Origin of the sequence: Sphingomonas sp. KR3-1 (assembly GCF_040049295.1) — a bacterium.
GTDB lineage: Bacteria > Pseudomonadota > Alphaproteobacteria > Sphingomonadales > Sphingomonadaceae > Sphingomonas.
The window spans coordinates 56536-77056 of sequence record NZ_JBDZDQ010000004.1; the positions used below are offsets into that span (position 1 = coordinate 56536).

The window sequence follows — 20521 nt, forward strand, 5'->3', positions numbered from 1 at the left end:
CGATCCCCATTGCTGTCCGAAGTTAGAACTCGCCCTTCAGCGAAAAACTGTATCGCGGCTCGCCTCGCCCGGTCGCCGGACCGCTGCGCAGCGGCACGCCGATCACGAGTTCGCCGCTGAGCAGCTTGAAGACCTGGAGCCGGAATCCGCCCCCGATCCCGGCGATCCGGAACTGGTCGGCCTGGCCGGCCGCGGGCGCGCGCAGCCGCGCATATCCCGCGTCGAGAAAGCTGAAGAAGCGCAGCTCGTCGACAAAGCTCGGAAGCGACGCGGCCAGGCTCGGCGTGCGCATCTCGATCGACGTGACGAAGCCGTCGTCGCCCACCGCCTCCGAGACATAATAGCCGCGCACGCTCGACATGCCGCCGATCGAGAACTGCTCGTTGGTGACCAGGCTGGAGTCCGCGAACTGGCCCGAGACGCGCAGCGCCAGCTGATAGTCGGCGACCAGGCTGCGCGTGTAGTTGAGGTCCAGGTTGAAATGGACGAAATTCTCGCTCGCATCGATCGCGCGGCCAGTGAACTGATCTGCGACGACGCCGACAACGCCATTGCCGAGCGCGCAGGTGAGCACGCCGGGGGGCGGCGTCGGCGTGTCGAAGGGGCTCTCGAAGCAATCGTCACGCTTGATCACGCGCAGGCCCGCCGTCGCGCCGAAGGTAAGGCCGAAGCTGCTCGTCTCGTCCGCGCCGCTCATCGAATATTCGGCGACAACCGGCAGATAGCGGATGCGCGTCGGTTGCAGCGCAGTGCCGTTCAGCGAGATGTTTTCCTTGAAGTCCTTGAAATCAGGACCGAAACTAATCTGCTGCGAAACCTTGTCGCTCGGCAGCTTGTAGGTGACGCGCGCGCCGATCTGATAGCCGTTGCCCAGCACGTTGGTACCGCCCAGCGCGGCAACGTTGCTGTTCGACTTGTAGCCGTAGAGCAGGAACGACCAGGGCGTCCCGATCAGCGGCGCATTGTAGGAAGCCGAGAGCACTGCGCTCTCCCGCGTATCCTGCGGCGTGAACGCGCTGGTGATCGTCAGCGTATGGCCCTGGCCCCACAAATTGGTGTGGCGTACCGTGCTGCTCAGCCGCAGCGGCCGCGTGTTCGGGCTGTTGTCGTTATTGAGTTCGATGCTCGCATGGACCGGCACCTTGTCCTCGACCGCGAGGTCGACATCGACGGTGCCCGGCGTCGCGCCGGGCTTGAACTTCGGGCTCAGCGTCCGGTCGGGGAAACGGTTGGCCTCGGCGATATCGCGCTGCAGCGCCGCAATGTTGATCGGCTGGCCCTCGACCAGCGACGGAACCTGCGCCCGCGCGACTTCCGCCGAATGGTGCCTGGCATCGACCACCTGCACGCGCCCGAGCGGGGCCTCGTGCACGGCGATCTGGACGATGCCCTGGCTGAAAGTGTTGCTCGGCTGGATCGGAATCTCGACCTCGACTGCCTCGAACCCCTTCGCCGCATAGGCGCGCTCAAGCGCCTTCTGCGCCGCGATGACGTCGTCATTGGTCCGGCCGGGCCCGAGAAAGGGATAGATCAGCGTCTCGATCTCGGCATTGCTGAGCTTGGTGACGCCCGAGACGTCGATCGCCGCGATCATGAAGCTGGCAGGCGCCTGGTGCGCGGCGGACGGCACCTGCTGGGCCGGCGCCGCCTCCTGCGCAAACGCCGCCCCGGGAAACCCGCAACCGGCCATAAGCGCCAGGCCCGGAAAGAACCGCACACGCATCTCAGACCTCGATCAGGCCCGCGCCAACCGCGATGGCGACGGCGTGGATCTTGTTGGCTGCGTTCAGCTTCTTGCTCGCCCGCGCGACGTGCAGTTCAACGGTCCGGACGGAGACGCCCAGCTTGTTTGCCGCCTCGGCCAACGTCTCGCCCAGCGCCGCGAGCCGCAGGCAGGCGATCTCCCGGTCGGACAGTGCCGGTCCCAGGCTGTTGCTGGCCGGCAGGATCGCCTTGGCCATCAGGTGGAAGGCAAGCGCCAACGTCGCCAGCCAGGGCGTCTGGGTGTCGACCAGCTGTAGCGCCGTTTCCTCGGTGCCGCCGAACAGGATCAGGCAGGCCGGGCCCGCCGGATGGTCCTGGACGGGAACGGTGACTCCCGCCGGCTGTTCGCGCAGCTGCTGCACTTCATACCAATCCCGCTGCTCATCGGTGAGCGGCCGCCCCCCGACGCTCGACCAGGCGAACGGAAGAAAGGTCATCAGGATGGTCTCCAACCCGGCGCGGTCGGTCATCCAGAGATTGGCGCTATCCTCATGCGTCGAGAGGAAGCGCAGGAGCTTCCAGTGCGGCAGGCGCTGCCCCAGATGCAGATGCCCGAGATGCATGTACCGCGCGCCGCGGAACCCGAGCCGAAGCGCATGATCGGCGAGCCATTGCTGCAGTGCATCCGCGGTCTCGCACCGCGCCAGATCGTCAACGAGCGCTGCAAGCGACTTCGTCGCAGTCAGACCCACCCGATCGGCAGGCCGTAACCGATCGGGCGCAACGCGGCTGACGTGGCGCGCGAACGCGCTGCTCGCAAACATTTATCTTTCCCCGCCGATCAGGCTCCCTGTTAAGAAGACACGGCGCTGCCTCAATTTTGGCAAAGGTTTTTTGTTGCAGTTTGATGACGACCCTTCTCCGAACACGGATCACGCATTCAACGTAAAGAAGTACTTCAAGTAGAATTTGAATAAAGTTCATATACTTTATGTATTTCTCTAGAGAAATTTGAAATGAACACTAAAAATGCCGCCAATATGGTAAAATCTTATCTGAAGTATATTTTAGATATTGCCTCGAGGAATGCGCGCAGCCGGTTACGCCGCCGCTTAACCGCCGAGCAGGTCGAGGCGTACATGGCCGGCAGGCTCGTCCGTATTTCGGCGATGCCTCGCTCGACCGCAGACGCTACCAGCCGCGGCAGGCAATGCGCGCGCCGCAACCGGCCCGACGCGGCTCGATCCTGATCCGCGATGGCGGCGCCGATCCTTCTCCGCGCAGGCCTGGCCTGGCTGGCGGTCGCTGCGCTGCCGGCCACGACGCTTGCGCCGAAGCAGGCACATGCCCAGAATCAGGCCCGGCCAGGTGGCGGCAACCAGCGCATCGCCTTCGACATTCCGGCGCAGCCGCTTGACGCGGCGCTCACCAGCTATTTCCGCGCCAGCGGCGTCCAGCTGCTCTACGACAGCGCGCTCACCGCCGGCCGCCGGTCGAATGCGGTGCGGGGCAGTCTCACTCCGCGCGAGGCGTTGCGCCAGTTGCTCCTCGGCACCGGCCTCATCGCCAGATACAGCCGGGCGAACGCGGCGATCATTACCAGTCCCGACAGCAGCGACACGACGCCGCTGGTCCCGCTCGGGCGCGTCGTCGTGCGCGAGCGGGTCACGGCCTCGCCCCGCGCCAGCGCGATCCAGCGCATGGCCTTCTACGCCCAGCTCTCGGACGAGCTAGAGGCCCATCTTCGCCGCGACCGGCGCACGGATCGTCTGACCTTCAGCGTCCATGCCTCGATCCAGATCGCGCCGGGCGGCAAGCTCGAGCATGTCCGTATCGAACGCGGCCAGGATCCCCGCGCCGAACAGGCAATCGCCGAGGTCCTGTCAGGGAAAATCGTATCCCCGCCTCCCGAAGGGATCGCGCAACCCCTTCTTGTCGTGCTCAAGGGAAAGGCCGGCGCCCACGACTGACGCGCCTGTGGTTTTCCCGAGCAAGGCCGCGCGTTCGCTGCATTACAACAAGGTCGCGCCAATTCCGGCGCTGAGGAGCCGAGCGCGCGGCATGGATGCGCTTGCCGAGAGAGCCGTGGACGACGGCGCGATCATCGCGATGGGACGACGCGCCATTGCGACCGAGGCGGAGGCCCTGTGGTCGCTCGCGCACGGGCTCGACTCGAGCTTCGCCGAAGCGGTGGCGCTGCTGATGGCGACTTCCGGTCGCGCCGTCCTGTGCGGCCTCGGCAAGTCGGGGCAGATCGCGCGCAAGATCGCCGCGACCCTCGCCTCGACCGGGTCGCCGGCAATCTTCCTCCACGCCGGCGATGCGGTCCATGGCGACCTGGGAATCCTGGCCACGGGGGACGTGCTCATCATCCTCTCCAACCTGGGCGATACGCGCGAATTCGGCGTGATCATGCGCAGGGCGGAGATGCTTGGGGTGCCAATCCTCGCGATCACCTCGAACCTGGATTCGCCGGTCGCAGCCAGTGCGCGGATCGTCTTGCCGCTGCCGCCACGGCCCGAAGCGTGCCCCTTCGGCAAGTCCCCCACCACCTCCACCGCGATGATGCTGGCGCTTGGTGATGCGCTCGCCGTGGCGATCATGCAGTTGCGCGGAACCACGGCTTCGGACCTGCTCGCGCTGCACCCCGGGGGACGGCTTGGCCTCGACCTGGTTTCGGTCGAGAGCTTCATGCATCACGGCGAGATACTCCCGCTCGCCGCGCCCGATACGCCGATGGGCGAGGTGCTCGACCTGATCAGCGCCCGCAATTTCGGCATCGCCGGCATCGTTGACAGCCATCGGCGGCTGCTCGGCGTCATCACCGACGGCGACATCCGCCGCTGCGGCATCGATCTCGCTTCGCGGTCGGCCGAGCAGGTGATGACGCAGCGTCCCAGGGCGCTGGGCGGCGAGGCCACGGCGCGCGATGCGCTGACCATCATGTCCGAAGCGCGGATCACTGCGGTCTTCGTCGTCAACGACGTGCTCGGCGGGCGGGTTCGCGGCCTCGTCCATATCCACGACCTCCTCCGGCTCGGCATCGGCTGATGCTCAAGCTGGTAGGGGGAACGGGAGTCCGGGCACAGCCCGAGCGCGTTGCGATCATCATCCCCGCACGTTTCGACTCGTCGCGCTTCCCGGGAAAGCCGCTGGTGCCGCTGCGCGGTGCCGCGGGCGCGGCCAAGAGCCTGATCCAGCGCAGCTGGGAAGCCGCGTGCGCAGTGGGCGGCGTCGCCGAAATCTGGATCGCCACCGATGATGACCGTATCGCGGATACGGCCCGGTGCTTCGGGGCGCAGGTCGTCCGGACCCCCGCCGATTGCCGCAACGGCACCGAGCGGTGCTGGGCGGCGATCCGCGAAGCGGGGATCGATGCCGACATCGTCGTCAATCTGCAGGGCGATTCCCCACTCACTCCGCCGCTCGCGGTCGAGGCGCTGATCGAGGCCCTGCTGGCCGAGCCGCACCTCCAGGTCGCGACCCCGATGATCCGCTGCTCGCCGCTTCAGCTCGACCGGCTGAGCGCTGAGGCCCGGCTCGGCCGCGCAGGCGGCACGACGGTGGTGTTCGACGGTGGCAGTGACGCGCTCTACTTTTCGAAGCGCGTGATCCCCTATGTGCCCGAGCGTTGGCGGGAGCCGCCAGTCCATTTCCATCTCGGCGTCTATGCCTATCGCCGCGCGGCGCTGGCGGAATATGCCCGGGCCGAGCCATCGCCGCTCGAGATCGTCGAAGGGCTGGAGCAGCTTCGGTTTCTTCACTGCGGCATCGGGATCCGAATGGTCGAGATCCCCGACCCCGCCGGCGGCGTGTGGGAGGTCAACAATCCCGCCGACATCGTCGTCGTCGAAGCCGCGCTCGCCGAGCGTCGTCTCACCTGACCGCAAGGATCACCGATGCACCTTCTTGGCCAGCCGATCGGCAACGACCGGCGTCTTTTCCTCATCGCCGGCCCCTGCGTGCTCGAATCCGAGCGGCTCGCGCTCGACGTCGCCACCATGCTCGCGGCGATCGCGGAGCGGCTCGGCATTCTGGTCATCTTCAAGGCCTCTTTCGACAAGGCCAATCGTACCTCGCAGGCCTCGTTTCGCGGGCCCGGGCTCGATGCGGGCCTGGCGATCCTCGCGAAGGTGCGCGCCGAGACCGGGCTTCCGATTCTCACCGACGTGCACGAAACCTGGCAGGTCGCGCCCGTCGCGCAGGTTGTGGATGTGTTGCAGACGCCGGCCTTTCTCGCGCGCCAGACCGATTTGATCGAGGCGGCCGCGCAGTCAGGAAGGCCCGTCAACATCAAGAAGGCGCAGTTCATGGCCCCCGGCGACATGGCGCGGGTACTCGACAAGGCCGAACGCGCCGCCGCCCGCGCAGGCCTGGATACGGGGCGTTTCCTGCTCTGCGAACGCGGCACGAGCTTCGGCTACAACAATCTCGTCAACGACATGCGCGGGCTGGACATCATGGCGAGCACGGGCGCGCCGGTGGTCTTCGACGCGACCCACTCGGTCCAGCTCCCGGGCGGGCAAGGTGACAAGTCAGGCGGCGAGCGGCGTTTCGTCCCGCTGCTCAGCCGCGCTGCCGTGGCGTGCGGCATCGCGGGCCTGTTCCTGGAGACGCATCCCGATCCGGACCAGGCCTTGTCGGACGGGCCCAATGCCTGGCCGCTGGCGCAACTCGAGCCGCTACTCGAGCGGCTGCTCGCGATCGATACGCTGGTCAAACAGGCATAGGACGGCGGAATTTAAAGGTCGATAGCTCCCGAGCGAAGCTGCGATTTCAGATCGCGACCGCCGCACCAGCACCGAAGGCGAGCACGACGGCGCGCAGCTTGGTCGGCGCGCCCAGCTTTTCCAGGGCATTGCGCAGATGAAACTCGACGGTCCGGCCCGAGATGCCGAGCGTCTGGCCGCTCTCGTCCACGGTCTGGCCCAGTGCCGCCAGGCGAAGGCATTGGAGTTCACGGTTGGAAAGCCGCGGCGCGCGCCCGACCCAGTCGGCGATCGGAACGAATGTCTTGGCGAGCGCATGGAATTGCCCGGCGAGGAAGCTCATTTCCGCCGCATATTGGTCGATCAGATGCTGGATCGAATCCTCATCGAACCCGAAAAAGCTCAGATAGGCTGGGCAGCCCGCGCTATCCTGCACCGGAATGACCAGCCCGGCATCGACTCCGCGCGCGCGCTCGCCGTCAAGCCAGGCACGGTGGCGGGCATCGAGCGCCGCGCTGCTCCGCGTCGACCAGGAAAAGGGCATATAGGCGCCGCGAATGCGCCCGATCGCGGGGTCGCTGGCGATCCAGTGCTCATCCTCGCGATCCGCCTGGCTCGAGGTGGAAAGATAGCGGATCGCGCAGCCCGGCTCGCTCTCCTCGAGGCCCCAGCACGGCCGGCCGAGCTGGATATAGCGCGCGCCGTAGAAGCCGAGGCCCCGGGCATATTTGAGCAGCCAGCTGCGCAGATCCAGCGCCGAAGCGCAGTGGTGCAGCGGCGCCGGGCCCGGCTCGGCCTTTGCGGCCACGCCAACGCCGGTGGGTCTTGTACCCGCATCCGGGCAGTCCTGCACGCACTCCGCATGCGCAGCTCTACTCGAAAGCATGGGTGCGTCCCTCCGGTGATCCCCAAATAGGAAGACACGGCGGATAGGGCTTTTTGGCAGAAGTTTTTTGTTGCAGTTCAGCGACTCCGGAGAAGCCGCCGGCTCAGCTGAGGACGACGATGTTCCCCGGGTAGCGCGCAACGTTGATACCCAGCGCGAGCTCGGCCTGGCTGAAGAAATCGTCCAGTCGATTGACGTAATAGGTGCCGCTCAGCGGTCGCGCGCCCAGCGCGCTGTTGGCGAGGAAAACGCGCCCGCTGCGATAGCGGTTGATCTCCGTCACCACCTGGCGCAGCGGCATGGCGCGGAAGATCAGCGTGCCCGACTGCCAGGCGGTGAGCGCCGCGGTGTCCGCCCCGCGCACGACCGCGCCGATGCCCGACGCCGCGTAGCGCACTTCGTCGGCCGGCCCGAGCGTGCGCATTTCCTCCGTCCAGCGCACCACGACCTCTCCCGCCAGGCAGGTGATGCACACCGCGTCGCCGTCGCGGCGCGCGTTGAACCGGCCGTTCTGGACGACGCTGGTCCCCGCCCCCGCGACGAGCGCGGCGCGGCCATTGCCGCCGCTGGAGAGCACGGCCTCGCCCGATACGAGCTCGATCGCCGGCATGCGCAGGTCCGCGCGCAGGTCGATCGCCGTGCGGGTGTTGAGGTCGACGCTTGCGCCGCCCGCCAGCCGGACGACCCGGCGCTCGCCGGGGCCGGTGCGATAGTCGGCCAGCGCCTCCGACGGACTCGGGATCAGCTCGAAGGTGCGCCCGACCACGATGCCGCCGCCCGCCACCGACGCGGCGATCGCGCCGCCGATCATTCGGCGCCGCGTCAGCTGCCGGGCCGCGCGCGGTACAAAGGTCAGGATTTCCGCTTCCGGCTGCGCATCGGGGACAGTTTCGTCCGGCCGAACTCCAGCCCCGCCCTCCACCGTGCGGACGAGCATGCGCAGCCGCAGCGCCGCGCGAAAGGCTTCCTCATGCGCACGGCTCTGGCTGCGCCAGGCGATCAGCGCGGCGGCGTCACGGTCGGTCGCATCGCCCGACTGGAGGCGATTGAGGTGATCCAGACTTTCGAGGCGCAAGCGCGCAAGGTCCGAATCCGTCCAGCCGCTCCGTTCCGTCATCCCCAATGGCCGTCCAATAGCTCCGCAAGGAACGCGCTGTGCCTGATCATCGCGCATCTCCTATTGAGGAGACACTTGGGACAGCCGTCTTTGCAAGTCCGCAACAAATATTTCTTCTGTCGCCGCATGCAGATAGCGTGTTGCGAGCAAGAGTTCGTGGCGGACCGTCCGTTCCGACACGTTGAAATCCGAAGCTATTCTTCCGTAGTCGGCATTCTCGACCCAGAAGCGCCGGAACATCGCGCGCCGCCGCGACGGCAGCGCCTGGAGCGCGCGCTCGACCGCGGCGAGCTCGGAGCGCGCCTCCGCGATGCGCAGCGGGTCCGGGCTCTCGTCGGCGATCTCCAGCAGGCCCTCGATATCCGTCGCGGACAAATGCCGCGCCTCCGATCGCACCCGGTTGGACGCGATGTTGATCGCCATGGTGATCAGATAGGAGCGCGGATTGCGCAGTTCGCCCTGGATTTCGGTCCGCTGCAGCCGGACATAGGTGTCCTGCAGCGCCTCATTGGCCGCCTCGGCCGATCCCAGCCGCCCGGTCAGCCGCCGCTTGAGGTCCGGATAGGAGGAGATGAGCAGCGCCACCAGAACGTCGCGCGCTGACCCGCTCATGTCGGCGCCCCGATCGGGCCGGTGATGGGCACGCACGTCGGAATGAGTCACTGGCGCCCGGCCGCTTGACTTGCGTCTTGCCGGATGACCGAGAGATCGATCTCGATCACGAAGCCCTGTTGCGACGGCAGCCCGGCGGGAAGCGGCGGCAGCGGCTGGGCCCGATCGAGCGCCGCGAGCGCCGCATCGTCGAGCAGTTCCGAACCCGAACTTTCCTGGATCCAGCTGTCGAGCACCTTGCCATCTCGGTCGACCTTGAAGGCGAGCCGCGTGACGCCCGAGAGGTTGAGGCGCCGCGCCTCTGCCGGATAGCGGCTGCTATTGGCGACGGCCTCATAGAGGCGGCGCTGATAGTCGCTGAACTGGGACGGGCTTACCGCCGAATGCTCGCGCTCCGCGTCGCCCGGCGCCTTCGAAAGCGAAGCGTCGGCAACCGGCATTGGCGCGATCGGTGCGGGCTGGCCGCGGTTGAGCGGTTCGGCCGCGCGGCGCTTGCTCTCGGCGAGGCGCACTGCCGGTGCCGCCGCATGTTCGCCATGCACCGCCCGGTCCGGCGTCCCCTCGGCGCTGGGCAATTCGAACGCCAGCAGCTGCGGCGCGCGCGCGTTCTTGGCCCCGAGCCTTTCCCGATGACTGTCCGACAGCCCGTACATAATCCCGCCCAATATGACGGCCTGGCCGACACACGAGCAGAAGAGACCCGGTAAATTGATCCGATTTGGACCAGGCATGAACACTCGCATTGAGTCGGAGCACGGTGCGCTTTTTAGATCACTCTTCTGGGACGCTAGTGTGACATCGCCGATTCCGCGATTTGATCGCCTAGGGGAATCACGGGGCCTTCTGCGCCACCACAGCGTCGGATTGCGGAAACCCGCAATGGGCCGCCGCTGCTACTTGCACGCCGGGAGCCGGGACCGGCCGTGGTGCCGCGCACGTCCCCTTCCCCTCGCCGGAAGGCGTCTCTTGCGCCCAAGCCCACAGCTTCAGACACAACATCGTACAAATCATCACAACAATAGACAAAACTAAATCAACAACAGACCAAAACATAACAAGATCGTAAAATTGAGCAATAAAACTCGACGAAATGGCCTTGTCATACTCGAAGATTACCAAAACTGGTCACTTTGTTTGTGATTCGCGTACCCGGTTCATCTCTGCGCGCTACGCGTGGACTTTCTAAAGGAATAATGTCCCATGGTCGGTCATCTCAGCATCAGTGATGCGAGCGTCGTCGAGGGTAATTCCGGCACCCGCAATCTCGTCTTCACCGTCACCCGCACCGGCGACGCCAGCGGCGCCGCGAGCGTCGAATATGGCGTCGATCTCGATGGCACCGCCGCGAGCAGCGACCTCGCCCCGGGCGCGGTCCTTTCCGGCACCGTGGACTTCGCCGCCGGCGAAACCACCAAGACGATCAGCGTCGCCGTCAAGGGCGACACCGTTATCGAGGCCAATGAGTCGCTCTCGGTCCATCTCTATCCGCTGAGCGGCGATGTCGTCGTCGATGACGGCGATGCGATTGGCACGATCGTCAACGACGACTTCCTGCCGAGCCATATCAGCATCAGCGACGCGAGTGTCGTCGAGGGCAACAGCGGCACCAGCAACCTCGTCTTCACCGTCACCCGCACCGGCGGCACCAGCGCCGCGGCCAGCGTCGAATATGGCGTCGATCTCGACGGCACCGCTGCGAGCAGTGACCTCGCCCCGGGCGCGGTCCTCTCCGGCACCGTCGACTTCGCCGCCGGCGAAACCACCAAGACGATCAGCGTCGCGGTCAAGGGCGACACGACGGTCGAGGCCAACGAGACGCTCTCGGCCCACCTCTATGCGCTGAGCGAGAACGCGATCGTCGATGACGGCGACGCCATCGGCACCATCGTCAACGACGACGTCCTCCCGAGCCACATCAGCATCAGCGACGCGAGCGTCGTCGAAGGCAACAGCGGCACCAGCAATCTGGTCTTCACCGTCACCCGCACCGGCGGCACCAGTGCTGCCGCCAGCGTGGAATATGGCGTCGACCTCGACGGCACCGCCGCCAGCAGCGACCTCGCCCCGGGCGCGGTCCTTTCGGGCACGGTCGACTTCGCCGCCGGCGAGACGACCAAGACGATCAGCGTCGCCGTCAAGGGCGACACGACGGTCGAGGCCAACGAAACCCTCTCGGCGCATCTCTACGCGCTCAGCGAGAACGCGATCGTCGATGACGGCGACGCCATTGGCACCATCGTCAACGACGACGTCCTGCCCGGCCACCTCAGCATCAGCGACGCCAGCGTCGTCGAAGGCAACAGCGGCACCAGCAACCTCGTCTTCACCGTCACCCGCTCGGGCAACACCACCGGCGCCGCCAGCGTCGAATATGGCGTCGACCTCGACGGCACTGCTGCGAGCAGCGACCTTGCCCCGGGCGCCGTCCTCTCCGGCACGCTCGACTTCGCCGCCGGCGAGACGACCAAGACGATCAGCGTCGCGGTCAAGGGCGACACGACGGTCGAGGCCAACGAGACGCTTTCGGCGCACCTCTTCCCGCTGAGCGCCAACCTGGTCATCGATGACGGCGACGCCACCGGCACCATCGTCAACGACGACTTCCCGAACCAGGCCCCGGTTGCGCATAACGACAGCGCGGCGGTCAACGAGGATGCGACCTCGGCGAACCTGTGGACCTCGCTGCTCGCCAACGACACCGATCCGGAAGGCCAGCCGCTTTCGATCAGCGCCGTCAACACCTCGGGCACGCTCGGCCATGTCGTGTTCGACGCGGCGCACCAGTCGCTGCAATATGTCGCCGACGCCGATGCGTTCGACGCGCTCGCGCCCGGTGCGACCGCGACCGACCATTTCAGCTACACGGTGACCGATGCCGGCGGCCTCACCAGCACCGCGACGGTGACCGTCACGGTGACCGGCGTGGCCGACGGCGTGGTGCGCATCGGCACCATCGGCAACGACACGCTCAACGGCACGGCGGGTGAGGACACGCTATGGGGTAGCCTGGGCAACGACACGCTCAACGGCCTGGGCGGGCATGACCTGCTCGACGGCAGCCTGGGCAACGACGTGCTCAACGGCGGCGACGGCAACGACAAGCTGTACGGCGGGCTGGGCAAGGACGAGCTGCACGGCGGCACCGGCAACGACGCGCTGTACGGCGGCCTCGGCAACGACAAGCTCTGGGGCGATGCCGGCGCCGACAGCTTCCACTTCAGCTGGCTCGAGGGCAACGACACGATCTACGACTTCAACACGAGCCAAGATCAGATCGTGCTCGACGACGGCGTCCGGGTGACCGGCACCCAGGTCAAGGACGTCAATCATGACGGCGTCAACGATCTCGTCCTGAAGTTCAGCCTGGGCGGGTCGGCAACGCTGCTCGGCGTGAGCAACGCCAGCCAGGTGCACATCGTCGAGGGCGATTCGTCGCTCGACCATCTGTCGGGCCTGGCCGGCCTGCTCGATGCCGATGGCGCGCTTTCGGGCACGCTCTCGCATCACGTCACCTCGATGGACCTCGCGCACGGCTTCTGATGCGCGAACATCCCGACCGGGCTTCCCCCGCCCGGCCGGGATGACTTTCCTTGCTAGCGGATACTCAGGCGGAAGAAGGAAACGGCGGCAACCTGCGGCCGGATCAATGCTCGCGGAACGAGGACCAGAAGCTGCCGACGAGCGGCTCCAGCGCGTAATCGAGCGCAGTGCGCTTGCGCAGCGGGATCAGGATTTCGACCGGCATGCCGGGGCGCAGCGCGAAATCGCTCCCGCGCACGGCCTGGATCAGGCGGATCTGGTCGCGCGGCACCGTGACTTCTCCGGTGAAGAAGCTCTGACCCGTCTTCTCGTCGATAAAGCTGTCCGCCGACAGCCGCGTGAGCTGGCCCTCCAGGTTCGGCAGGCGCCGCTCGTGCAGGCCGGTGAACCGCACCAGCGTCCGCTGGCCCACCGCGAGGTCGTCGGCGTCGTCCGGCGCGATCCGTGCCTGGATGCGCAGCGCGACATGCTCGGGCACGATGTCCATCAGCTTCTGGCCCGGCGAGATCACGCCGCCCGGCGTGAAGATCGACAGGCCGACGACCGCGCCGGTAGCGGGTGCGCGGATGGCGGTCCGCTCGAGCTGATCGCGCGCGGCGATCCATTTGGGCAGCACTTCGCCGAGCCGGTTCTCGACGTCGCGCAGGTCGGCGGCGGTCCGTTCGCGGAAGCTGCGCTCGGTCTCGAGCATCTGCATCCGGCTTTCGCCCATGGCGCCGCGCGTCTGGGCGACGCTCGCGCTATACTGGCCGCCCTGGCCCTTCAGCTCGGCGCGCGCGCGCTCGAGGTCGCGCATCCGGGTCTCCGAGACGAACCCCTTGTCCGCGACCGGGCGCAGCACGCGAATCTGCTCCTCGATCAGCCGTAGCTGCTCCTGCGTCGAGTCCGCCTGGCGGCCATAGCCGCGGCCCTGCTCGCTCGACTGGACGACGCGCTGGCCGAGCGCATCGCGCTGCGCCACGAGCACGGCGTAGCGCGCGGCGAGTTCGGTCCGCTGCAGCCGCATCGCCATGTCGGCCTCGGCGCGGTCCTCGGGCGCGAGCGCGGCGAATTCTGGCGGCGGCGCGAAGCTCGCCTTGCTCAGTTCCTCTGCCTGGAGCCGTGCGCGCTGGGCGAGCAGCCGGATCGACTGGGACGCCAGCGCCCGCTCCTGCGCCTGCACGTCGGCGGCGGCGAGCTGGACCAGCAATTGGCCGCGTTCGACGCGCTGGCCCTCGCGCACGAGAATCCTGCCGACCACCCCGCCGTCGCGGTGCTGGACCGATTGACGCTGCCCCGAGACGACCAGCGTGCCCGGCGCGTAGGCCGCCGCATCGAGCCGCGCAAAGCCCGCCCAGCCCAGGAACAGCACGAAGAACAGCGCGCCGACGCCCGCGCCGAACCGGATGTCGCGCATCGGATTGGCGACCGGCGGCGTGGCGAAGGGCACCGCCGTCTGGTGCGGCGCGAGCACGGCCGCGGTCATCCCGCGTTCGCCGCCGCGGCGCGCGCGACCCGCAAGGCGGGCGGCGTGATCTTGGGGAGCACTTCGTCGCGGGGTCCGAACATCTCGATCCTTCCTTCGCGCAGCACCAGGATACGGTCGACAACCGGCAGGATCCCCAGCTTGTGCGAAACGATCACGATCGTTCGCCCTTCCGCTTTGAGCGCGCCGAGGGCGGCGATCAGCGCGGCGTCGCCTTCGGCGTCGAGATGCGCATTGGGCTCGTCGAGGATCAGGATCGGTGGATCGCCATAGACGGCACGGGCCAGCGCGATCCGCTGCGCCTGGCCCGCCGACAGGCCAGCGCCGCGCAGCTTCAGTTCGTGCTCATATCCCTTGGGGAGCCGGCGGATCAGCGCATCGGCGCCGACCTTCCCGGCCGCGGCGATCACCGCGGCGTCGATCGCCTTGCGGTCCTCGCCCAGCTCGGCCGCGAAACGCGCGATATTCTCTGCAACTGTGCCCGAAAACAGGGCAAAATCCTGCGGCAAATAGCCGATATGGCGGGCCAGCCCCTCGGCATCCCAGTCGCTCGCATCAGCCCCATCAAAACGGATCACGCCATGATCGGGCAGCCGCGCGCCGGCGATCGTTCGGACGAGCGTCGATTTGCCTGCCCCGCTCGGCCCCACGATCGCGATCACCTCTCCCGCTGCCAGGCGCAGCGAGACCGAATTGAGGATCATGCCGTCGCGCGTGTCGTTGAGCACCGTCACGTTCTCGAGCGTCACGTCGCCGCGCGGCGCGGGCAGCCGGGTCCGCACGGGCGCTTCGGCCGCGCTGTCGAGCAGGATGCCGAGGTTGTGATAGGCCTGCCGCGCCTGGACAAGCGGGCGCCAAGTACCGATCAACTGCTCGATGGGCGCAAGCGCGCGGGCGATCAGGAAGGAGGCCGCGAAGATCGCGCCGCCCGAGATGAGATTGTCGACTGCGAGCAGCGCGCCAAGCCCAAGCGCCAGCGACTGGAGCGACAGGCGGACGAACTTGGTGGCGGTGAGATAGCCGCCCGTGGCGAAGCCCGCCTCGGTCTGTGCGTCGAGCATCGCCGCGCGGTGGCGCAATTGCCGGGCGACAAGCGCACGGCGCATGCCGAGCGCGCGGACGCTGTCGCTCGATCCCAGCGCCGCCTCCTGGCTGGCATAGGAAAGCGTGGCCACCTTCTGCGCCCGGTCCAGCCGCTTGCGCATCGCGCGCTCATTGGCCCAGGCAATCAGCGGCAGCACCACGCAGCCGAGGATCGCGACCGTGCCGAGCCAGGGATGCACCAGGAAGCAGACCAGAATGTAGATCGGCGCCCAGGGCGCATCGAACAAGCCGAGCACGCCCGGACCGCTGAGCGTGACACGCATCGTGTCGAACTCGCGCAGCGCCTGGCGCGCGAACGGGAGATCGGGACGCCCCAGCGTCGCGTCGAGGATCAGCGGCGCGAGTGCGGCGTCGAGTTGCACCCCGGCGCGCACCAGCAGCCGCGACCGCACGCCATCGAGCAGTGCCAGCGTGGCCAGCGCGAAGAGTAGCACCAACGTGAGGAATGCCAGCGTCTGCAGGCCCTTGGTCGGGACCACCCGGTCATAGACCTGGAGCATGTACAGCGTCGGCGCGATGTAGAGTAGATTGAGCAGCGCACTGAACACCGCCGCGGCGATCAGATGGCGGCGGCACAGGGCAAACGCCTTCGCAAGGCCGGAAGATGCAAGGCGAGACTTGTCCATCGCTCGACCCGGATGACCCCCTCAAGCAAGGGGAAGCCCATAGCTTCGCCCGGCGCGGCATCGCTACGGGATCAATGTGACGCTTTCTCGGAAAAACATCTCCGGGCAGAGGCCTCCCGGTTGATTGTGACAGCAATGGACAAAACTGCGGGCGCGGGAGCAATCTGGTCGTTAACCGGCGGATCCCTGCGCGAGCTACACTGACCGCCTTCCAATGTCCGACACCCGTCATGGGCTTGCGATACCAGCCTGGGCCGACCTGCCCCGCCCCCGGCCCGATCCGAAAAGCGAGGCATGACGCACCGTTAGCGATCGACGAAGGTGTAGATCTGCCTGATCAGCCCATCTTCCACGACCGCGACATCCATGCCGGTGACCTTCTCAGGCTCGCCGGCCGGGCCGTAGGCCCAGCGAAGCCGTCCCGCATTCTGCACGGCCTCCGCCGCACCTAGCGCCCCGAAGACGAAGCCCGGAGTTGCGGCCTGGAGAGCGGCAGCCGCCATCTCCACACCGTCCCATCCGACATGGCTCCCCTCGGGATCCGCGAACCTGGCATCCGGTGCGTAGATCGCTTGGATTGCGGCGCGACGCCGCGCGGAATCGCGCTCTCCAAACACTTCGTGCAGGTTGCGCAGCAGCAGCTGTTTCACCACGTCTTCCATATCGCCCTCCTCAGATCTGGGCCTGGCCGCCATCGACGAACAGCTCGATGCCATTGACGAAGCTGGCATCTTCGGAGGCGAGGAACAACACGGCCTTGGCGATCTCCTCGGGCTGGCCGACGCGGCCGGCGGGGATAAGGCTGGCGAGATAGTCCTTGGTGCCTTGTGCCTGTTCGCCACCGCCGAAGAGCTCGTTGAGGCCGGCGGTATCGGTCACGCCTGGGCTGACCGTGTTCACGCGGATGTGCCGGTCCTTGAGATCGAGGATCCAGTTCCTGGCGAAGTTGCGCACCGCCGCCTTGGTGGCCGAGTAAACGCTGAAGGCAGGCGTGCCCGAGACGCTTGTCGTGGAACCGGTGAGGATCACCGATGCGCCGCCCTTCAGGAGAGGAAGCGCCTTCTGCACCGTGAACAGGACACCCTTCACATTGGTGTCGAAGATCCGCTGGTAATGTTCCTCCGTGATCGCACCGAGGGGCAGCATGTCGCCGCCGCCGGCATTGGCGAAGACCACGTCGATCTGGGCGTGCTGCTGCTGGACCGCGTCATAGAGCCGGTCGATATCGGCGAGATTGGCCATGTCGCCGCGCACGCCAGTAACCCGGCCGCCGATCGCCTTGACCGCGGCATCGAGCGCATCCTGGCGACGCCCGGTGACGAACACCGAGGCACCCTCGGCAGCGAATGCCTTGGCGGTGGCGAGGCCGATGCCGCTGGTGCCCCCGGTGACCACCACCACCTTGCTGCTGAACCGGTCCGTCATTTTCAGTCTCCCTTCGAGTTACGGCAAAGCGCCGTCGCCCTTTGGAGATGCAGCGAGAACGATGATGCGTGTAGATAGCAAATATGGCACCTAGCGTTCCGTTAGGGGAACGATGATGCGGGTTGATCTCAACGACTATGCCTATTTTGCCGAGGTCGTGGCGCATGGCGGCTTCGCGGCCGCGGGACGCGCACTGCGCGAACCCAAGTCCAAGCTCAGCCGCCGTATCGCCGGGCTGGAAGAGCGCCTGGGGCTCCGGCTGATCGAGCGCTCGAGCCGCCGCTTCCGCGTGACCGACACGGGCCAGGCCTTCTACGAACGCTGTCGAGCGATCCTTGCGGAAGCCGAGCAGGCCGAGGCGCTGGTGATGCAGGCGCAGGCCGAGCCGCATGGCCGAGTGCGCTTCAGCTGCCCGACTGGCATGCTCGAACCGATCTCCCGTCTGATCACATCGTTCCTTGCCCGCTACCCCAAAGTGCGTCTTCAGCTCGTCGCGACCGATCGCGCGGTGGACCTGATCGAGGAGCGGATCGATCTCGCACTGCGTGTCCGCACGAACCTCACCGGCGATGCCGCGCTGACGATGCGATCACTGGGAATGTCGACCCGCATTCTGGTCGCGAGCCCGCAAATCGCGAGCCGGATCGCGAGCATCGACCAATTGGCGTCTTTTCCCGCGCTGGCCACTCAGGATGCCGCGGACGATCTCGAATGGCACCTCGAAGCGGAGGACGGGCGCAAGGAGATCGTCCCATTCGCGCCACGCCTGGGCTGCGAGGATATGGCCATGGTGCGAGCCGCCGCGATCGATGGGTTGGGGATCGCGATACTTCCCGATCACGTCTGCGCCGAGACGTTGCACGCAGGGAGGCTGGTGCGCGTCCTGCCGGCATGGCGCGGCGTGCAGGGGATCGTACACTTGGTCTTTACGACGCGTCGCGGACTGCCGCCTGCCGTTCGCGCCCTTATCGACCATCTGGCTGCGGGCTTTCCCCGAGATCTCACCCCGGGGACAGGGACTGCGTCTTCCGAGGGGTAGATGCCCCGATCCACCGGCCGCATCCACCCTGCTGCCCCCGGGGCCTGTCGACACCCCTCGCCGCGCACAACGACTTCACCCAGGCTCCCGCTCAGCCGGGAGCCTGGGCGAAACGCATCCGGTCCTTCAGCGAAGGCTCCGCGTTAGAAGCGGAGATAGAAGCCAACGGTGATGCAGCGCGCGATCGGATCATCGGAGAAGGCATAGGATTGGCCCGGCGCCGTGCCGGCCGCGAATGCCGGGGGCGAAGTATTGAGCAAATCCTGCACATTGACGTAGAATTCCGGCTTGCCCCGAGTATCGGCGAGGTGGAACGCCACATTCAAGTCCATATAGGCAACCGCGGGCAGCCGCTGGGCAAAGATGTCTGTCGGCACGCCATCGCAGCGTATTTCACTGCACCAACGTTCCGATCCTAAGCTGGCTCGTCGCGCCATAGTGGACCTGGCCGTTGACGCGCAGATCGATCCTGCTTTGGCTATTCGCCTCGATCCGCGCCCGTATCCTCAGCCCGCGCGGCGATACGCAGCGGCAGGAGGATGCCAGCGGGCGGGACTTGCGACAACTTCAAACCCTTGAGCAGCGAGCGCGCCGCCTCCCCTGCCGCAGGTTCGACTCCCGTCGCGGCTTCGACGCGTGTCACGATACCGTCTGGACCGATCCACAAGCTGAGCTTGATCACTGGCGTCGCACCAGCCGATTGCACTAGCTTCCGCAAATTGAGTGCGCGCGCGTCGTCCCCGCCCAGGATCGTCGCTGCTTCGCGACTGACCAATTCGGCATAGGCAATCCAGGTTGCTGGTGCCTCTGCCGGCGTAACCTGCTGCGCCGATGCGGTGCCGGCGGCAACGCCGAGACCGAGCGACGCCAGCGCAGTGACCCTCCGGAGCAGCCGCATCATTGCGCAGGCGCCGGGGCAGGCAGCGTCTCGCGATTGAAGCTGATCGTGGTGAGCTTGGCATCGAGCCCCTTAACCACATCGGCGGTGAGATCGTTGGCCAGATTACCGCCGAGCACCGAGTTGCGATCGACCAGCAGGCCACAACCATGCGCCTTGTAAACCTGCGCGATCACCGGCTGCGCCTGGTCGGAGATCTGCGCCAGCGCCTTCTGACGCGTGGCATCGATCTCGGCATTGCGCTGCTGTGCCTTGGCCTGTGCTGCCTGGAGGCGCGGCGACAGCGCCTTTTCACGCGCATCGCGTTGCGCTTGCGTCATCTTCGCCTGCTCCGCCTGGAACGCCTTCAGTTCGGCTTCGAGGGAGCCTCGCTCCGCAGCAAGTTCCTTGCGGACGTCTTCGGCGAGCTGCGCGAGCCGCGCCGATGCCGCTACGCCGACCTTGGCATTGGCGAATACGGCTTGGCGGGAGAGCAGGCAGAGCCCGGCGATGGGCGTGCCGCCGAGGCCCGGCGTGGCGGGCGCGGTTTGCGCCTGGGCGCTGCCGGTGCCGAAACCAAGGGCGAGCAGGACGAGAAGATACCGCATGTCAGTGCACCTCGATGGAAGAATCGATGCCGACAATGGCATCGGATTGTGACGAGTCATCTGTAGCTGAAGCCAGTGCGCTCTCGCGCACCAACAGGTCCTGGAAGCGATCGAGCGAGGCGAAATGGAAATGGATCAGCGCGAGCCAGCCCAACCGATGCCATTCGAGCACTAGCGCATCGGAGAGCTTGCCGAACGCTTCGCGATCGACGACGCGGAAGCCGCCGAGCCGCATCGGCTGCCCGGAGGCGAGCCTTGCCTCGGCTTCCTGGATAACTAGTAGGTCGTTGGCGAGCAGCGCCTCGACAAAGGCGCGGGTCTGGCCATGCGCGGCCTGAAACTCGTTGCAGAACGCCATCGCGCCTAGCGTGAATTCGGTCGGCTGATTGCCCTCGAACAGCGCGACACCAGCCTCGTCCCCGCGTACGACGCGTTCCGAGCCGGTATCGAGCGCCAGCGCGAAACCGCGCGCGCCGGCGTCGATGAAGCCGAAGGGATAGCGGCGCAGATAGGCCGGCAGGTAGATGCCTTCGCCCCAGCGCCCCTGCTCGACGAAGCGATTGCCCTGGCCGAGGCCGAGGATCGCGACGGGGAAGCCATCATCGCCGGCGAAAACGATCGGATAGTGGCGCATCGCCGCGGCGAACTCGCCGAGCACGATCGGGAGTGCGTTGGTGTCGGCGGCGAAGGCAAGGTCACCCTCGACGATTCGCAGATCGCCATGCTGCGCCGCGTTGAGCGGCTCAGGCGTGCGATAGAAGAGCGGCAATTGCCGCCGGACTGTGTCGGTCATGGTTGCTCCGGGAAGG

21 protein-coding genes are annotated in these 20521 nt (G+C 66.8%); 7 read left to right on the forward strand and 14 right to left on the reverse strand.

What is annotated here, in order from left to right; genetic code table 11:
• Positions 1-22 precede the first annotated feature (22 nt).
• Both ABLE38_RS19385 and ABLE38_RS19390 read right to left on the reverse strand, forming a co-directional pair.
• Positions 23-1723, reverse strand: coding sequence for a ShlB/FhaC/HecB family hemolysin secretion/activation protein (locus ABLE38_RS19385; protein WP_348975898.1), 1701 nt, complete (start codon positions 1721-1723; stop codon positions 23-25).
• A 1-nt stretch (position 1724) separates the two neighbouring features.
• Positions 1725-2528, reverse strand: coding sequence for a helix-turn-helix transcriptional regulator (locus ABLE38_RS19390; RefSeq protein WP_348975899.1), 804 nt, complete (start codon positions 2526-2528; stop codon positions 1725-1727).
• A gap of 192 nt (positions 2529-2720) precedes the next feature.
• On the opposite strand from ABLE38_RS19390, the gene ABLE38_RS19395 reads away from it, so the two are divergent.
• The 5 genes from ABLE38_RS19395 to kdsA all read left to right on the forward strand — a co-directional run bounded on the left by ABLE38_RS19395 (position 2721) and on the right by kdsA (position 6434).
• Positions 2721-2954, forward strand: coding sequence for a hypothetical protein (locus ABLE38_RS19395; RefSeq protein WP_348975900.1), 234 nt, complete (start codon positions 2721-2723; stop codon positions 2952-2954).
• Between the two features lie 6 nt (positions 2955-2960).
• Entirely contained in the window at positions 2961-3674 is a 714-nt protein-coding gene (locus tag ABLE38_RS19400) for an STN domain-containing protein (RefSeq protein ID WP_348975901.1), read from the forward strand.
• A 91-nt stretch (positions 3675-3765) separates the two neighbouring features.
• A complete protein-coding gene (locus ABLE38_RS19405; RefSeq protein ID WP_348975902.1) occupies positions 3766-4755 on the forward strand; it encodes a KpsF/GutQ family sugar-phosphate isomerase in 990 nt (329 codons plus the stop codon).
• Positions 4755-5588, forward strand: a complete 834-nt coding sequence (locus ABLE38_RS19410) for a 3-deoxy-manno-octulosonate cytidylyltransferase (RefSeq protein ID WP_348975903.1) — start codon at positions 4755-4757, stop codon at positions 5586-5588. Before ABLE38_RS19405 ends, ABLE38_RS19410 begins: the two co-directional genes overlap by 1 nt.
• Before the next feature lie 15 nt (positions 5589-5603).
• The gene (kdsA, locus tag ABLE38_RS19415) at positions 5604-6434 is read left to right on the forward strand and encodes a 3-deoxy-8-phosphooctulonate synthase (protein ID WP_348975904.1); all 831 of its coding nucleotides are present in this window, start codon (positions 5604-5606) and stop codon (positions 6432-6434) included.
• Between the two features lie 46 nt (positions 6435-6480).
• Here kdsA and ABLE38_RS19420 read toward each other — a convergent pair whose 3' ends face one another.
• The 4 genes from ABLE38_RS19420 to ABLE38_RS19435 form a co-directional block, all read right to left on the reverse strand.
• Complete coding sequence (locus ABLE38_RS19420; protein WP_348975905.1) at positions 6481-7221, reverse strand: LuxR C-terminal-related transcriptional regulator; 741 nt, start codon at positions 7219-7221, stop codon at positions 6481-6483.
• 181 nt (positions 7222-7402) lie between these two features.
• A complete protein-coding gene (locus tag ABLE38_RS19425) occupies positions 7403-8374 on the reverse strand; it encodes a FecR domain-containing protein (protein WP_348975906.1) in 972 nt (323 codons plus the stop codon).
• Positions 8375-8476: 102 nt separating this feature from the next.
• Complete coding sequence (locus ABLE38_RS19430; protein WP_348975907.1) at positions 8477-9079, reverse strand: RNA polymerase sigma factor; 603 nt, start codon at positions 9077-9079, stop codon at positions 8477-8479.
• Entirely contained in the window at positions 9076-9681 is a 606-nt protein-coding gene (locus ABLE38_RS19435) for a TonB family protein (RefSeq protein ID WP_348975908.1), read from the reverse strand. Before ABLE38_RS19435 ends, ABLE38_RS19430 begins: the two co-directional genes overlap by 4 nt.
• A gap of 547 nt (positions 9682-10228) precedes the next feature.
• Here ABLE38_RS19435 and ABLE38_RS19440 point away from each other — a divergent pair.
• Entirely contained in the window at positions 10229-12568 is a 2340-nt protein-coding gene (locus ABLE38_RS19440) for a Calx-beta domain-containing protein (RefSeq protein ID WP_348975909.1), read from the forward strand.
• Between the two features lie 103 nt (positions 12569-12671).
• Here ABLE38_RS19440 and ABLE38_RS19445 read toward each other — a convergent pair whose 3' ends face one another.
• From ABLE38_RS19445 to ABLE38_RS19460, 4 genes are all read right to left on the reverse strand, one after another.
• Positions 12672-14033: an HlyD family type I secretion periplasmic adaptor subunit gene (locus ABLE38_RS19445; protein ID WP_348975910.1), complete on the reverse strand. Its 1362-nt coding sequence runs from the start codon at positions 14031-14033 to the stop codon at positions 12672-12674.
• Positions 14030-15763 carry a type I secretion system permease/ATPase gene (locus tag ABLE38_RS19450; protein ID WP_348975911.1) on the reverse strand — a complete coding sequence of 578 codons (1734 nt, stop codon included), beginning with the start codon at positions 15761-15763 and terminating at the stop codon, positions 14030-14032. Before ABLE38_RS19450 ends, ABLE38_RS19445 begins: the two co-directional genes overlap by 4 nt.
• 305 nt (positions 15764-16068) lie before the next feature.
• Positions 16069-16425: a nuclear transport factor 2 family protein gene (locus tag ABLE38_RS19455; RefSeq protein WP_348975912.1), complete on the reverse strand. Its 357-nt coding sequence runs from the start codon at positions 16423-16425 to the stop codon at positions 16069-16071.
• Positions 16426-16435: 10 nt separating this feature from the next.
• Positions 16436-17188: an SDR family oxidoreductase gene (locus tag ABLE38_RS19460; RefSeq protein WP_348975913.1), complete on the reverse strand. Its 753-nt coding sequence runs from the start codon at positions 17186-17188 to the stop codon at positions 16436-16438.
• A 115-nt stretch (positions 17189-17303) separates the two neighbouring features.
• Here ABLE38_RS19460 and ABLE38_RS19465 point away from each other — a divergent pair, with 115 nt between their 5' ends.
• Positions 17304-18227, forward strand: a complete 924-nt coding sequence (locus ABLE38_RS19465) for a LysR family transcriptional regulator (RefSeq protein ID WP_348975914.1) — start codon at positions 17304-17306, stop codon at positions 18225-18227.
• 143 nt (positions 18228-18370) lie between these two features.
• On the opposite strand, the gene ABLE38_RS19470 is transcribed toward ABLE38_RS19465, so the two are convergent.
• From ABLE38_RS19470 to ABLE38_RS19485, 4 genes are all read right to left on the reverse strand, one after another.
• Positions 18371-18604, reverse strand: a complete 234-nt coding sequence (locus ABLE38_RS19470; protein ID WP_348975915.1) for a hypothetical protein — start codon at positions 18602-18604, stop codon at positions 18371-18373.
• Between the two features lie 101 nt (positions 18605-18705).
• On the reverse strand, positions 18706-19128 hold the full coding sequence (locus ABLE38_RS19475) for a hypothetical protein (RefSeq protein ID WP_348975916.1): 423 nt from the start codon (positions 19126-19128) through the stop codon (positions 18706-18708).
• The gene (locus ABLE38_RS19480; protein WP_348975917.1) at positions 19125-19712 is read right to left on the reverse strand and encodes an OmpH family outer membrane protein; all 588 of its coding nucleotides are present in this window, start codon (positions 19710-19712) and stop codon (positions 19125-19127) included. The genes ABLE38_RS19475 and ABLE38_RS19480 overlap by 4 nt, the downstream gene beginning before the upstream one ends.
• Position 19713: 1 nt before the next feature.
• A complete protein-coding gene (locus ABLE38_RS19485) occupies positions 19714-20505 on the reverse strand; it encodes a SapC family protein (RefSeq protein ID WP_348975918.1) in 792 nt (263 codons plus the stop codon).
• Between the last annotated feature and the right edge of the window lie 16 nt (positions 20506-20521).